The organism is Acinetobacter sp. CAU_H_S139_7, assembly GCF_058599305.1.
This window is the reverse complement of the sequence record NZ_CM178651.1, coordinates 1352850-1367250: the sequence shown is the minus strand read 5'-3', so window position 1 is coordinate 1367250 and position 14401 is coordinate 1352850. Positions and strand designations below refer to the sequence as shown.

Genomic DNA, 14401 nt, shown 5'->3' with positions numbered 1-14401 from the left:
CCTGATCATATGGTCAGGCTTTTCTTTATGTTCGGATAGTTTAAATACCATCAATACAATTTATTTGAAAGCACGTCTAATAAAGACGCTTTAAAGACCTCACCATGCTTTAGATTTGGATAGATTAAAAATTTAGACTCTATGCCCTGCTGATCGAATATAGACAAAATTTCTCTATTTTTATTGATGCCATTTGCATCAAAATTAGCGCTTTGCTGTGCTCCAGTATGTATTAAAAGATCACCTTCCATCAGCCATACATGTTTTTGTGGCTCTTTGACTAATTTTACAGCTCTAATTTTTTGCATCATGCGCTCATCCGCCCAAGAAAGTGATGGACTTGCAGCAAAGAAATGGCTGAAATAACGACCATCGAGCAAGCTATCAAGCACAAAAAGCCCTCCATAGGAATGCCCCCATAACGCTCTTTTTTGCGCATCCAGCTTTACATTCTGCTCAACCCAAGGAGCGATGTCCTTCAAAATCACATTTCTAAAATCAGCACTTCCCCCGCTCATTCGCTCTGGATTTCGTGGATCTTGGGCGGGTTTTCCAGTTAATAAATCTGCTGGAGTATAGTCAAGTGAACGAAGAGCTGTGGCAAATGGCAAATTGGTTTTATAACCAATAGCAACCAATACAGGGGCATCATTTTCATACAAAGACTTAAGTATTTCTTCATTCAGATAGGACATCGCAGCGTTCCCATCCAGCATAAAGACCGATGCATAAGCATCCTTCGTCTTCTGTACTGTCTTTGGAATACCCAACCAAACGCTATAAGTTTTATTTGGATCTGTAGTTGCAAACTCTTTGACTTTAAAGCTGTAATAAGCCGAACCGATTTCTGCAATATTGGCAGGTAAAGGTTTCATTTCAGGTTTCGCATAAATACTTAAACTGGCACCCAAGATCAACAACGAGCTAAAAATTCGCGAAAGCAGAGAAGTAAAAATCTTTCTATAAAGATGAGTCATTTTTCGTATACACAGCCATGAAATACTGAATCTTAACACATGATAATAATAATCATTATTAATTAAGTAATTCTTAATCATCTCTCTTCATTGTATAGACAAAATTTTATTTGAATACTCACTAAGAAAGATGATTTTTCCTTTTTATACGGATTAAGCAAATCTAGCAAATACCCTTCCAGCTTTTTTATCCATAAAAAAGCCACCGCACTATGAAAGTGCAATGGCTTTATCGACACAATCAAAAGACTTAAAGCTTTTTCCATGTCATGCTGCTCAAACCTTTCGCATCTTTTGCTGAGGCTTGTACCTTCATCTGATCTTTACCTGCATTTAACTGCGCAGTATTGATGTTATACACACGGCCATCTTGAGGATTCAGCCATTGGCCTTTTGCGAATTTTTGACCTGTTGCATCACCCATTAAGCCATTCAGCACTTGCATACCAAAAATCGGTTTATCCTTGAGTCCACCCTGACACTTACTACATACATCACTCACAGGCGCTCCAGCCAAAGGATAGTACTTGGTCACCACTGCGCTATATTGTGATGTTTTAGAATTCTTACGAATCACAATATCTGAAATATAATACCCTGTCCGATCATCAATCACTTTCCATGTTCCAATAAGTGGATCAAATGGCATGGCGAAAGCAGAATGAGACAACCCCAAAAACAGTGCTGATGCACACAAAAACTTATGTTTCATAAAGTAAATTACAATAAAAATGAAGAAATAAACGGTCGCGATTATAGCAATTCTATTCTTTTAATTATCTATTATTTCATTAAAATTAAATATTAATATGAATTAACCCGTGAGAAAAATCAACAAAAAAATTACATATAAAAAAAGCCTCCGAAGAGGCTTTATTACAAATTTTTCAATTTAAGCCGCTGAACGTTCTTCAATTGGCACCACTTTACGCAGCTCAGGCCCAGTATAGTCCGCACTTGGGCGAATAATACGGTTGTCCGCACGTTGTTCCATCACATGCGCCGCCCAACCTGTCACACGGCTCATCACAAAGATTGGTGTGAAGAGTTTGGTCGCAATATCCATGAAATGGTAAGCCGATGCATGGAAGAAGTCTGCGTTACAGAATAATTTCTTCTCACGCCACATCACTTCTTCACAACGTACTGAAACTGGATACAGTACCGTATCACCCACATCTTTGGCTAAGCGCTCTGACCAGATTTTAATGATGCCGTTACGTGGATCATTGTCTTTGTAGATTGCATGACCAAAGCCCATGATCTTTTCTTTACGTTCCAATTTGCCCAGCATTTCTCGCTCAGCCTCTTCAGGTGACGTCCAGTTTTCAATCATTTCCATCGCTGCTTCGTTTGCTCCACCATGTAGTGGACCACGCAGTGAACCAATTGCACCGGTAATGCATGAATGCATATCGGATAAGGTGGATGCGCATACACGTGCGGTGAAAGTCGATGCGTTGAATTCATGCTCTGCATAGAGGATCAGTGAGACATTCATCACTTGTTCATGCAGTTCATTTGGTTTTTCACCACGAAGTAGGTGTAGGAATTGAGCACCGATTGAATCGTCATTGGTATTTTCTTCAATGCGTACGCCATCATGGCTAAAACGGTACCAGTAGCAAATGATCGCTGGAAGGGTTGCGAGAATACGGTCTGCAACATCTTGTTGTTCGGCAAAAGATTGTTCTGTTTCTAGGTTGCCCAGCATTGATACGCCTGTGCGCATCACATCCATTGGGTGTGAGTCTGCTGGGATACGCTCTAAGACTTCTTTGAGTGCTTGTGGCAATTGACGCAGTGATTTGAGTTTAGCTTTGTAAGCGGTGAGCTGTTCTGCTGTTGGTAGTTCACCAAAGAAGATCAGGTAAGCCACTTCTTCAAACTGGCAGTTTTCAGCGAGGTCTTGGACGTCATAACCACGGTAGGTTAGACCTGCTCCGCTTTTGCCTACGGTTGATAGTGCTGTCTTTCCTGCGACTTGTCCGCGCAATCCTGCGCCTGTGAGGACTTTTCCTTCAGCCATTTTTAATTCTCCTGTTTAAACAGCTTGTCTAATGTGTTTTCAAAGGTGTGGTAATCCAGAAATTCGTAGAGTTCTTTGCGCTGTTGCATTTTGTCGAGGACGTTGACTTGGGTTCCGTCGTTACGAATGGCATGCATGACTTCCAGTGCTGCCTTTTGCATGGCACGGGTGGGTGACAGTGGGTACAGCACCATCGAGATGCCTTGTTCTGCCAGTTGTTCTTTGGTGTAGTACGGGGTATCGCCAAATTCGGTAATGTTGGCCAGTACTGGAACACCGACTGCATCACAGACGGTTTTGTACATGGTAATGTCAGTCATTGCTTCAGCAAAGATCGCATCAGCACCGGCTTCTACACAAGCACAAGCACGGTCAATCACCGCTTGTAGGCCTTCTTTTTGTAGGGCATCGGTACGTGCCATCACCACAAAGTTTGCATCAGTTTTGGCATCAACTGCGGCTTTTACCCGGTCGACCATTTCTTGTTGGGTGACGATTTCTTTGTTGGGACGGTGGCCACAGCGTTTTTGTGCTACTTGGTCTTCGATGTGAACTGCGGCTGCACCTGCGGCAATCATTTGTTTCACAGTGCGGGCAATGTTAAATGCCCCACCCCAACCGGTGTCGATATCGACCAGTAATGGTGTATCTACACGTTCGGTAATGCGGCGTACATCTTCCAAAACATTATCCAGACTGGTCATGCCTAAGTCAGGCAATCCATAAGAGTAGTTGGCTACACCAGCACCCGAAAGGTAGATGGCCTTGTAGCCCACCTGTTTCGCCATCATTGCTGCATAAGCATTGACTGTACCGATAATTTGTAATGGTTTTTCCACTTCTAGTGCTTGTCTAAATCTTAAGCCTGCAGATTTTTGTTCTGTCATCGTCCTTTCCACGGCATTTACTTTAATTTTCGAGTTTTGAGTATAGCCATAATGACTGAATTGGCTATGACATTTTAGAATGAAAACTCTAAAACTTTAGTCCCATGGTTCACGCTTTTATTATGTAATTTTCTTCCACGCACTGAGGTTTAGTGGTAAACAGATAAGCCCCAAAACAACAATGTGTACATATTTTTGCTATGATAGCAACTAGAGATCCACATTTATTAGGCTGTTGTTAGTTATATGCACGACTCAGTTCAACTAGAACCCCTTACACGTGACATACCTCACACAAAACGAGGTCATGAACGCTGTCTTGCATTTTTATTAAGTGCAAACGAGTTGTTTTTGCAACATGGCTACGATGCGGTTTCACTTGATGATATTGTCAACCATGCGGGTGGTTCAAAAGCATCGATTTACAAATATTTTGGAAATAAAGACGGTCTTTTTACAGCCATTTGTGACTACCGTCGTGAGCTGTTTTTTAAAGATATTTGTATGCCTTTTGATTTCACTAAGGACAATTTGCGCGTTTATTTAATACAAACCATTTTAAATATTCAAACACATCTTGTGCTTCCAGAAAATGCCTCTTTTTTAAGACTCATTATGGAACAAGTACAACGTAATCCGCAGTTGGCCTTTCATATTCACAAACAAGGGCCTAAACATATTGAAGATGCTGTGGCTTGTGTTTTAACCAAAGCAGATGAAATAGGTATTATTCGATGTGAACATCCGAATTATTCTGCGCAGCTTTTTTTTGGCATTGTGCGCGAATTAGAGTGGCGAGTACTCATGAACATCTATGTTGAAGAAAATGAACAAGAAAATCTAGAATATGTTCATTATTGTGTAGATCGCTTCTTAGCAGGTCATCAAAAAGTCTAGTTTTTTTGCAATTTCCTTTGCATATAGTATATTAATCGACTCTCTTTTTTCTTTTCACCAACCAACAACTAATTGTTGTTCTGTACCTATTTCGGTTTTCAGCAATTATTGTGGAGTAACAATGGCTCTACGTCACTTTCTTACCTTACGCGATTTATCTACTTTAGAACTGAACCAAGTTGTGCAACGCGGTATCGAACTAAAGCGTAAACAGCACAACAGCGAAGTATTCCAACCGTTTGTTGGTAAAGTCATGGGTATGATTTTTGAAAAATCGAGCACCCGTACCCGTGTATCGTTCGAAGCAGGCATGAGCCAGTTTGGTGGCAGTGCAATTTTCCTCTCTCCACGAGACACCCAATTGGGTCGTGGTGAACCGATTGAAGATTCAGCACGCGTGATTTCAAGCATGTTGGATATTGTGATGATCCGTACTTTTGGACATGACATTGTTGAACGTTTTGCCTCTTATTCAAAAGTTCCTGTGATTAATGCTTTAACCGATGATCACCACCCTTGCCAACTACTTGCAGATGTTCAAACTTTTGTTGAACACCGTGGGCCTATTGCAGGCAAAACGGTAGCGTGGATTGGTGATGGCAACAATATGTGTAATTCATATATTGAAGCTGCGCATATGTGGGGCTTTAAGTTAAAAATTGCTGCGCCTAAAGGTTATGAACCCAAAGCAGAATTTTTAAGTGAATTTGCACATTGTGCAGAACTGGTGAACTCAGCTGAAGATGCTGCCGTAAATGCAGACCTTATCGTGACCGATGTATGGGCAAGCATGGGCCAAGAAGAAGAGCAAAAAATTCGTGAAGCTGCGTTTGCAGACTATCAAGTGAATGAACGTCTTATGGATCTTGCTCATCCTGATTGTTTATTTATGCATTGTTTACCAGCACATCGCGGCGAAGAAATTTCTGAAAAGATGCTCGACCATAAAAATGCCGTGGTTTGGGATGAAGCTGAAAACCGCTTACATGCACAAAAAGCATTGGTTGAGTTTTTAATCAATGAAAATACCAAGAAAGATTGATTAATTTTCCCAACGAAAAGCACCTAAGGGTGCTTTTTTTATACGGGCAAAGCTATAATCAGAACATAATTTTTATAAGCGACACTTTCCATGCATTTCAAAAAAACAGGCCTGTGCCTTGCTACAATCCTAAGCTCTACTTTTTTTCAGGTTCAAGCCTCAGAGTTTGATGACTACTTACAGTCCAAACAAATTATTGATCAAAATTTTAAAATTAAACAGCCTGAAACTCTGAACGAGATTTTAACTGTATTAACCGCAGAAGACTCACGAACTCTCCCAATTGAAATTGATAACAACACCATCATTGAACAATTTAATCTATATGCAGACCGTACCGAGCTTAAGGGTTTGATCATTACCCCTGATTTCGCGCAGTTTGAACAAGATTTAGGCACAAAAGAAGTTCAAAAAGTGATTAAAAAGAATGTTGTGCAAAACTGTAATACTTTCTTCGAGCATCAATATCAACGCCATAACCCCTACATTGTCAAATTACAGCTCAGCTCTGAGAAAAATAGCTACGATTTAGAATTAAAGCAAAAAGATTGTGGCATCAAATAGTACCTTTTTAGCGATTGGTTCCCTACTTTAGCGAACCAATCCTTGCGGTTGTAAGATAATCATGGCCGCACCAATCAATACCACTGCCCCGCCCATTATATCCCAACGGGACAAATAAACTTGATCGACATAACGCAACCATAGCAATGCGGTAAAAATATAAATTCCGCCATAAGCGGCATAAATACGTCCTGACGCAGCCGGATGTAAAGTCAACAACCACACAAAAGCGCCTAGCGCTAAAGCTGTAGGAATCCACAACCAATGACTTCTTCCCTGATTTAAAATCAAATAAGGGAAATAACAGCCTAATATTTCCATCACAGCGGTTACCAAAAATAGTACAAATGTACTTAAGACTTTCGTCAATTGAATGTCCATGCAACCTACTTTTATGACTTCTAACTGTTAAATACTTTTTCAATAAAAAACCCGTGCAAACACGGGTTTTTTATTATGTAGCGATCTTTAAGCAGGTTCAGCCGTTTGGTCTTCAAAAACTTCAAGTTTTAAGCCAACCGCTTTACCATTTTCGTTCTTCACAGAGACCGCAACATTACCACCATGTTCTGCAAGCTCACCAAATAGAATCATTTCAGCCAGTGGCTTTTTCAAATGCTCTTGGATGAGTCGTTGCATTGGGCGAGCGCCCATTAAACGGTCATAGCCATTTTCAGCCATCCACTCACGTGCACTTTGATCCACTTCTAGAATGACTTTTTTCTCATCCAGTTGCGCTTGGAGTTCAGTTAAGAATTTATCCACTACATTTTCAATTACTGTCGTTGGTAAAGCTTTAAACTGAATCACGCTGTCTAAACGGTTACGGAACTCTGGAGAAAATGCTTTTTTCATCGCATCTTGGTTATCATTGCTATTGTCTTGATCCATAAAACCAATACTCACGCGAGAAATACTTTCCGCGCCAATATTTGTGGTCAGGACCAACACCACATTACGGAAGTCTGATTTACGACCATTGTTATCGGTCAATGAACCATGATCCATGATTTGTAGCAATAAGTTGAACACGTCTGGATGCGCTTTTTCAATCTCATCTAGCAATAATACACAGTGCGGATTTTTATGAATCGCATCGGTCAACAGACCACCTTGATCAAAGCCGACATAACCTGGAGGCGCACCGATCAAACGTGAAACCGCATGGCGTTCCATATACTCTGACATATCGAAGCGAACCAGCTCAACACCCAGTAATTTCGCAAGCTGCTTGGTGACTTCTGTTTTACCTACCCCCGTTGGGCCTGCAAAAACAAAACTACCCACAGGTTTATCTGGTGATTTTAAGCCTGCACGCGACAGTTTAATTGCTGAGCCTAAAGCTTCGATGGCTTCATCTTGGCCAAAGACCACACGTTTTAAATCACGTTCAAGATTTTCAAGAACGGTCTTGTCATCTTTAGATACTGTTTTTGGTGGAATGCGAGCAATTTTCGACACGATATCTTCAATATTTTCCACGGTAATCAAGGTGTCATCTTGTTCAGCTTTCAGACGACGTTGTGCCCCTGCTTCATCAATGACATCAATGGCTTTATCCGGCAAGAATCGGTCATTAATGAACTTCGCAGACAACTCAACCGCAGAAATTAAAGCTTTGTCATCATATTTAACATGATGGAAATCCTCAAACTTGCTCTTCAAACCACGTAGAATATCAATCGTTTCTGAAATAGATGGCTCATTGACATCAATTTTTTGGAAACGGCGTGACAATGCATGATCTTTTTCAAAGACTTGGCGGTATTCTTGGAATGTGGTTGAACCAATGCAGCGCAATGAGCCATTGGCCAAAGCGGGTTTAATCAAGTTTGATGCATCCATCGTACTGCCCATACTTGAGCCCGCACCAATAATCATGTGGATTTCATCAATAAACAAAACTGCTTCTGGTTTCTTTTTCAACGCGTTCAAAAGCTGTTTTAAACGTTTTTCAAAGTCACCCCGGTATTTGGTTCCTGCTACCAAAGCACCAATGTCCAAACTATACACTTGAGCATTTGCCAATGGTTTCGGTGCTTTACCATTAACAATGAGCCAAGCTAAGCCTTCAGCAATCGATGTTTTACCGACGCCAGGATCACCGACCAATAACGGGTTGTTTTTACGACGACGGCACAAAATTTGCGCAGCACGTTCAATTTCTTTTTCACGACCAATTAAAGGATCCGTTTTGCCCTTTTGTGCCTCAACATTTAAGTTGGTTGTATACAGCTCTAAAGGGCCTGCGTTGCTTGAACTGGTCGATTCACCATCGAGATCTTCAATTTCTTCTTCCACTTGCACTTCGTCTTTACGTGTGCCGTGGGCCAAGTATTGTGTCAGAGTTAAACGGTTAATTTGATGGCGTTTCAAGAGGTAGACTGCAAAAGAGTCACGCTCAGAGTACATCGCCACTAAAATGTCTGCGCCTTCAACTGTACGATCACCACCGCTTGATTGCACATGAAAAATTGCACGTTGTAAGATACGGTCAAAACTTTCAGTTGGATGCGGAGCTTGGTCACTGTTTTCGCCCAGCTTAGGAGTGTGCTGCTCTACATATTCTTCAAGCTCTTTGCGAAGCACAATAATATCTGCACCGCAGGCTTTCAATGCATTTACGGCCGAATCATTATCGAGTAAAGCCAATAATAAATGTTCAACGGTTAGGAATTCATGTCTCTTTTGTCGAGCCATACTAACAGCCAAACGTAAGGATACTTCTAATTGACGACTGAGCATGGAACCCCCTTAATCTTTCGGCTCAATCTGACAAAGTAAAGGATGACCTTGAGACCGAGCGTAATTATTGACTTGGTTTGCTTTTGTTTCCGCGATGTCTCTCGGGTAAACGCCTGCAACACCTTTTCCTTCATAATGTACAGTTAGCATTACTTGAGTGGCTTGGTCAAGATTCAAAGCAAAGTATTGTTGTAAAATTTCAATAACAAAGTCCATTGGGGTGTAGTCATCGTTCATTAAAACGACAGCATAGAGTGGCGGACGCTTAAGTTCTGGTGGCGCGGTTTGGACAGCGACATCCCCATTTTCTTCTTCATGCGGTTCATCATTGCTCAAGCGCGGGCTGATATGCCAATCGACATAGCCAGATTCATGAAAAGACTGCTTGATTTCATTTAAACACGTTGAACGCTTAGAGATACCCATAAACTTACAATTCACAATTATTGTGCATTCGCCTCAGCCTGAGGAATTTCAGAGACAAATGCTGATTGACTTTCTACGGCTTCACCACGTGACCAACTAAAGCGTCGTGTCACTGGTGTGCTACCTGTTAAACGGACTTCGATAAACTGAGGCGTAAAGCCTTTAGGCATTGTCCAACGCCCTGTTAAACGCTCATAGTTTTCAAAGTTAAAGTTTTTGTCTTCAAGAGGCACAACTAAAACCTCTGTACCACGAATGAGTCGGAGTTCAACTGTACCTGAAGCTGCACGTTTAGATGGACTGACTTGAACCAAGTCGAGTTGATATTCAAATGCATTTTCAGGCAAAGGTTTAATCGCAATATGCTGCACAGCCAGTGGAATACCACCGCGTTGACGCAAAACCTCACGGTAAATCACCGCAGTGGTTTCAGATTGCGCTTGTTGATCTAGCGCTTTTTGCAACGACAAATACAGCTCATTTGAATTGGTCACAGCAACGTCACGCTCCTGAACAGCAGCGTTATAGTTTTTATTTAAAGCATCCAGACTGGTCTTTTGCTTTTGTACCACTTCGACCAGTTGCTCAGCATCTGCATCAAAACCTACCACCGTTAAACCCTGACGATGTCCGACGGTATAGCCCAATCCCCCACTTGCAAGCATCAATATTGCAGCACCAATTGCCAAGGGCTTATTGGTCTGTAAAAACGGCTTTGCAGGTTCAGGCTGTTGTGACGTCATATTTGTGTCAGTGTTCGGCATCGTCATCTCTTATTTTGATTCAATTCAAAACACACATTTAAATCGAAATCTAAATGTGTGTGAAGTTTTAAAACGTTTTTTATGGTAATAAACCAATTCCGTCTAGGCCCGCTGTTTCAGTAAATCCAAACATTAAGTTCATGTTTTGAACGGCCTGACCTGCTGCACCTTTAACCAAATTGTCTTGTACTGAAATGACCACTAATTTTTTCGGTTGTGGTTTATACAGCGCAATACGTAGTTGATTTGCACCCCGCACAGAACGTGTCTCTGGTGAACTTCCCGCAGGCATCACATCGACAAAAGCTTCATTGGCATAAAACTGTTCATATAAACTTTGCACATCAGCAGCTTCACCTGCATCGGTTAAGTCCACATAAATCGTGCTCAGCATGCCACGAATCATTGGCACCAAATGCGGGACAAATAAAATGTGGTTAAACACCTCTTTTAAGCCTGAAATATTTTCCAACGCTTCCACAATTTCAGGATGATGACGGTGACCTGCAACGCCATAAGCTTTGAAATTATCTGCATTTTCAGAATAGATCATCCCAAGGCTGGCTTTACGGCCTGCACCAGACACACCCGATTTTGCATCAATAATAATGCTTTCAGGTTTAACTAATGTGTCGTTTTGCTTAAATAACGGCGCTAAACCCAGTTGTACTGTTGTTGGATAACAACCAGGGTTACCAATGACATTGGCTTGTTTAATCTGCTCACGGTTTAATTCTGACAAACCATAAACCGAGTCTTTCAGTAGTTCAGGGCACGCATGCTGCATACCATACCATTTTTCAAACTGTTCTAAGTCTTGTAAACGAAAGTCTGCGGCAAGGTCAATCACTTTAGTATTTGCAGCCACCAACTCTTCGGCATGCTTCATGGCAACGCCATGCGGTGTCGCAAAGAACACCACATCACATTTTTTCAGTTCATCAATATTCAAATCTGAATATTTGAGTTCGGTATGTCCACGTAGGCTTGGGAACATATCATCTACACGGCGACCGTCTTCTGTACGCGATGTTAATACGCTTACTTGCACATTTGGGTGTCGTAGTAAAAGACGCAACAATTCAACGCCTGTATAACCTGTACCGCCGACAATACCAACTGAAATCACGTGTATTACCTCAAACTTAAACTGTCCATTTCGTAACTGCCTAGTATGACAGGAAGTTTCTGCTTTCTAAACTGTTTTACTTGGAATTTATGCGTTTTTAGTGCTATCGACACCTAATGAGACACATCCAATATACTCTGTGCAGGCTCAAAACCAATCTGATTTCGTCCCGAATGTTTCGCCTGATATAACAATTGATCGGCAGTATGTATGGCATATTTTAAGTTAGGCTGATGTACCGCAGCCAGTCCGAAACTTGCTGTCACGGCAATACTTTTGGAGGATAGTCGTGCATCGGCAATACCTAAACGAATACGATTGGCAATATTATAAGCCAGCGTGGCGTCATCAATTTGCAATAAGACAATGAACTCCTCTCCACCAAAACGCCCCACTAAGTCGTGCGCACGGACGTTTTGCCCAATAATTTGACCGACTTGTTGTAAAATTTGATCACCCACCAAATGCCCATAGGTATCATTTATTTTCTTAAAATGATCAATATCACACATGAGCAAGAAATAAGACTGTTTAGAGAGCTGATGCAACTTCCGTTTAGCCGCTTCGTTAAAACCACGTCGATTGAATAAATGCGTTAGCGGATCTCTTAGTCGCTCATCATTAAGTTGATGGATAATATCGCGCACCAAGGTTCCGAGCAGCACTATTGCAAACCACATACTTAAGATAATGCTCGCAGCAAGCATCATCAGCCACCAAACTGAATTTGCCAGCATGTCTGCTTCGATATTTCTTAAAAAGAGAAAAATAATGATTCCGCGAACAAAGTTATACAGCACAATAAACAAGTAGGAAAAGTCGACTATTTTATTGAGCAAATCAATCCCTTGATAATGTTTAAACATTGAAAACAAAACCAAAGACTCAACCAATGCAATTGAAATGTTTAAAATCAGCATTCTGATCCACAGTTGATCATCTACGTAGGAATAATAACTGAGTGAAAGTAAAGCCATCACGACCAAGGCCAGACACCAATATGGACGTGCATTCGCGTTCTTTCTTAAGCCCATGGCATAAGCGCTGGCCCATGCGCCAAACAAATACATACTGCCTAAAATGGGTGCCGACAAAGCCAACTGCTTATTCGACATAAAACTTTGCGCGGCCACAGAAAACGAAGGCACAATATATCCAAGCCCGAGCCACAATAAATATGAGGGAGCCCTAAAAGCAAAATGACATATTAAAAGTAAGCTTCCCATTAAAATCAGGCAAGCTGGAACGATTAATATAAAATAGTGGATATCTGTAAAATTCACATTTGAGGTCTTTGGACTGAAATTGAGGAATGTTTACCTTAGATCATGAAGTTTAGAGCATTTTTTGACTCACCCTCAATCAATCAGAAGAAATTATTTTTCAATTTTGTACGTAAAATTAACTTTAAACGCCTGCCCACCAATGCGGCAATGCGATTGTTTTTAAAGTTTTTCGATGCTGTTGAAAAGCAGCATCATATTTGGCAACTTCCGCCCAAAAGCGTGCACTATGATCAAAATGTTGCGTATGTGCGAGTTCATGCACACAGACATAACGCGTAATGGCTTCAGGAAACAACACTAAAGCACTGTTAAGCATAATGTCGTGTTTGGCACTACAACTCCCCCAACGTGTTTTGGGCTGACGAATTGAACATTGTGCAAATTTTAAACCAGTTTCATGACTAATCTGTTGCAAATAAATAGGCAAGTGCTGTTTGGCATATACAATCACAAAAGATTTTAAATAACTTTCAGGCTGACGGTCACTGATCCAAAGCTGGTGATTGTGCTCATCCAAAATATACGCATTTTTTTGTGTTTGATAGCTCACCGTTAAAGCATTTTGGCGATTAAATAACCGTAATTCTGTGGGAAGGGTTTGATCTATCTGTAGCAGACTGGCTTGTTGCTTCTGCCAAGTTTCAACCATCCATTGTTCAGATTGATTTAAAAAATCCTGAATTTGCCGTTTGCTACAAAATTTAGGCACGGTTAAACGAATTTGAGTTGGTTCAACACGAAGTCGTAACCGGGTCGCACGTGCATGATGGGTGATTTGAATTTCAGGTAGGTCTGCTAAGGTCATTAATATTATTCTTTTATTGAATCATCCTCCCGACCCTCCTTTTGAAAGGAGGGAGAAAAACATAAGATAAAAATGTTTTTGCTTTTAGCCCCTCTTTTTCAAAGAAGAGCTCAGGGAAGATTTAAAATTAAACCGCGGTACGCTCTTCAATACCACTGTCTGTTGCAACAACTGCCACATCTGCTTTATTGATTGCAAAAATACCATTACACACCACACCTGGAATGTCGTTAATGGTTTTTTCAAGCTCAAGCGCATTTAAAATATTCAGGTTATAAACATCTAAAATCACATTACCGTTATCCGTCACCACGCCTTCACGGTAAGCAGGATCACCACCGAGCGCTACAATTTTACGTGCCACAGCCGAACGTGCCATAGGAATCACTTCAATCGGAAGTGGGAAGTCACGGCCTAATTGATCGACCCACTTAGAGTCATCAACGATACAAACAAATTTTCTCGCAATTGAAGCTACAATTTTCTCGCGAGTAAGTGCAGCCCCACCACCTTTAATCATATGCATATGACGGTCAATTTCATCTGCACCATCTACATAGGCATCTAAACCGCCCACAGAGTTCATATCAACCACTTCAATGCCTAATTTTTTTAAGCGCTCAGCCGTTGCTTTTGAACTTGCCACAGCCGCTTCAAGCTGAAGCTCAGGTAAAAGTTCAATTAAGAAATTGACGGTGCTGCCTGTACCCACCCCTAAAATGCCACCTTTAGGTAAGTGCTTTAAGGCAGCTTTTGCAGCAGCTTGCTTTTTTTCATCTTGGGTAGCATACAGACTCATAATTTGGCTCAACTATTTTTTGACATTTGTTGCTGATTTTACAGCCCAAAT

Annotated in this window: 15 protein-coding genes; 3 read left to right on the top strand and 12 right to left on the bottom strand. The window is 41.2% G+C overall.

The features are described 5' to 3' along the window. Positions 1–50: 50 nt before the first annotated feature. The 4 genes from AC4MC0_RS06700 to prpB all read right to left on the bottom strand — a co-directional run bounded on the left by AC4MC0_RS06700 (position 51) and on the right by prpB (position 3893). A complete protein-coding gene (locus AC4MC0_RS06700; protein WP_491887399.1) occupies positions 51–977 on the bottom strand; it encodes an alpha/beta hydrolase in 927 nt (308 codons plus the stop codon). A gap of 250 nt (positions 978–1227) precedes the next feature. Beyond that, the gene (locus tag AC4MC0_RS06695) at positions 1228–1689 is read right to left on the bottom strand and encodes a DUF2147 domain-containing protein (protein WP_279746802.1); all 462 of its coding nucleotides are present in this window, start codon (positions 1687–1689) and stop codon (positions 1228–1230) included. 180 nt (positions 1690–1869) lie between these two features. Continuing rightward, complete coding sequence (gene prpC, locus AC4MC0_RS06690; protein WP_224468976.1) at positions 1870–3006, bottom strand: bifunctional 2-methylcitrate synthase/citrate synthase; 1137 nt, start codon at positions 3004–3006, stop codon at positions 1870–1872. Positions 3007–3008: 2 nt separating this feature from the next. After that, positions 3009–3893, bottom strand: coding sequence for a methylisocitrate lyase (prpB, locus tag AC4MC0_RS06685; RefSeq protein ID WP_062033198.1), 885 nt, complete (start codon positions 3891–3893; stop codon positions 3009–3011). Positions 3894–4139: 246 nt separating this feature from the next. On the opposite strand from prpB, the gene AC4MC0_RS06680 reads away from it, so the two are divergent. The 3 genes from AC4MC0_RS06680 (at position 4140) to AC4MC0_RS06670 (ending at position 6396) form a co-directional block, all read left to right on the top strand. Further along, positions 4140–4790 carry a TetR/AcrR family transcriptional regulator gene (locus tag AC4MC0_RS06680; protein WP_005401081.1) on the top strand — a complete coding sequence of 217 codons (651 nt, stop codon included), beginning with the start codon at positions 4140–4142 and terminating at the stop codon, positions 4788–4790. 121 nt (positions 4791–4911) lie between these two features. Beyond that, a complete protein-coding gene (gene argF / locus AC4MC0_RS06675) occupies positions 4912–5832 on the top strand; it encodes an ornithine carbamoyltransferase (RefSeq protein WP_010326946.1) in 921 nt (306 codons plus the stop codon). A 90-nt stretch (positions 5833–5922) separates the two neighbouring features. Next, entirely contained in the window at positions 5923–6396 is a 474-nt protein-coding gene (locus tag AC4MC0_RS06670) for a hypothetical protein (RefSeq protein WP_004981805.1), read from the top strand. Positions 6397–6423: 27 nt separating this feature from the next. On the opposite strand, the gene AC4MC0_RS06665 is transcribed toward AC4MC0_RS06670, so the two are convergent. From AC4MC0_RS06665 to rpiA, 8 genes are all read right to left on the bottom strand, one after another. Continuing rightward, positions 6424–6777, bottom strand: coding sequence for a YnfA family protein (locus AC4MC0_RS06665; protein WP_005401079.1), 354 nt, complete (start codon positions 6775–6777; stop codon positions 6424–6426). An 87-nt stretch (positions 6778–6864) separates the two neighbouring features. Beyond that, complete coding sequence (gene clpA / locus AC4MC0_RS06660) at positions 6865–9141, bottom strand: ATP-dependent Clp protease ATP-binding subunit ClpA (RefSeq protein WP_491887398.1); 2277 nt, start codon at positions 9139–9141, stop codon at positions 6865–6867. A 9-nt stretch (positions 9142–9150) separates the two neighbouring features. Next, the gene (clpS, locus tag AC4MC0_RS06655) at positions 9151–9567 is read right to left on the bottom strand and encodes an ATP-dependent Clp protease adapter ClpS (RefSeq protein WP_004981811.1); all 417 of its coding nucleotides are present in this window, start codon (positions 9565–9567) and stop codon (positions 9151–9153) included. Between the two features lie 17 nt (positions 9568–9584). Further along, entirely contained in the window at positions 9585–10331 is a 747-nt protein-coding gene (locus tag AC4MC0_RS06650; RefSeq protein ID WP_078424936.1) for a DUF6776 family protein, read from the bottom strand. A 79-nt stretch (positions 10332–10410) separates the two neighbouring features. Beyond that, entirely contained in the window at positions 10411–11466 is a 1056-nt protein-coding gene (gene argC / locus AC4MC0_RS06645; protein ID WP_171262485.1) for an N-acetyl-gamma-glutamyl-phosphate reductase, read from the bottom strand. A 107-nt stretch (positions 11467–11573) separates the two neighbouring features. Beyond that, positions 11574–12608 carry a GGDEF domain-containing protein gene (locus AC4MC0_RS06640; RefSeq protein WP_491887397.1) on the bottom strand — a complete coding sequence of 345 codons (1035 nt, stop codon included), beginning with the start codon at positions 12606–12608 and terminating at the stop codon, positions 11574–11576. 259 nt (positions 12609–12867) lie between these two features. Beyond that, positions 12868–13551, bottom strand: a complete 684-nt coding sequence (locus tag AC4MC0_RS06635; RefSeq protein ID WP_004696687.1) for a YgjP family zinc-dependent metalloprotease — start codon at positions 13549–13551, stop codon at positions 12868–12870. 127 nt (positions 13552–13678) lie between these two features. Then, positions 13679–14350: a ribose-5-phosphate isomerase RpiA gene (rpiA, locus tag AC4MC0_RS06630; RefSeq protein WP_491887396.1), complete on the bottom strand. Its 672-nt coding sequence runs from the start codon at positions 14348–14350 to the stop codon at positions 13679–13681. Between the last annotated feature and the right edge of the window lie 51 nt (positions 14351–14401).

Excerpts from the sequence above, each read along its gene's own strand:
- AC4MC0_RS06635 (WP_004696687.1), bottom strand. The coding sequence starts at position 13,551 with ATGACCTTAGCAGACCTACCTGAAATTCAAATCACCCATCATGCACGT.
- prpB (WP_062033198.1), bottom strand. The coding sequence starts at position 3,893 with ATGACAGAACAAAAATCTGCAGGCTTAAGATTTAGACAAGCACTAGAA.
- argF (WP_010326946.1), top strand. The coding sequence starts at position 4,912 with ATGGCTCTACGTCACTTTCTTACCTTACGCGATTTATCTACTTTAGAA.
- AC4MC0_RS06680 (WP_005401081.1), top strand. The coding sequence starts at position 4,140 with ATGCACGACTCAGTTCAACTAGAACCCCTTACACGTGACATACCTCAC.
- rpiA (WP_491887396.1), bottom strand. The coding sequence starts at position 14,350 with ATGAGTCTGTATGCTACCCAAGATGAAAAAAAGCAAGCTGCTGCAAAA.
- prpC (WP_224468976.1), bottom strand. The coding sequence starts at position 3,006 with ATGGCTGAAGGAAAAGTCCTCACAGGCGCAGGATTGCGCGGACAAGTC.
- AC4MC0_RS06695 (WP_279746802.1), bottom strand. The coding sequence starts at position 1,689 with ATGAAACATAAGTTTTTGTGTGCATCAGCACTGTTTTTGGGGTTGTCT.
- AC4MC0_RS06670 (WP_004981805.1), top strand. The coding sequence starts at position 5,923 with ATGCATTTCAAAAAAACAGGCCTGTGCCTTGCTACAATCCTAAGCTCT.
- AC4MC0_RS06700 (WP_491887399.1), bottom strand. The coding sequence starts at position 977 with ATGACTCATCTTTATAGAAAGATTTTTACTTCTCTGCTTTCGCGAATT.
- AC4MC0_RS06650 (WP_078424936.1), bottom strand. The coding sequence starts at position 10,331 with ATGCCGAACACTGACACAAATATGACGTCACAACAGCCTGAACCTGCA.
- AC4MC0_RS06665 (WP_005401079.1), bottom strand. The coding sequence starts at position 6,777 with ATGGACATTCAATTGACGAAAGTCTTAAGTACATTTGTACTATTTTTG.
- clpS (WP_004981811.1), bottom strand. The coding sequence starts at position 9,567 with ATGGGTATCTCTAAGCGTTCAACGTGTTTAAATGAAATCAAGCAGTCT.
- clpA (WP_491887398.1), bottom strand. The coding sequence starts at position 9,141 with ATGCTCAGTCGTCAATTAGAAGTATCCTTACGTTTGGCTGTTAGTATG.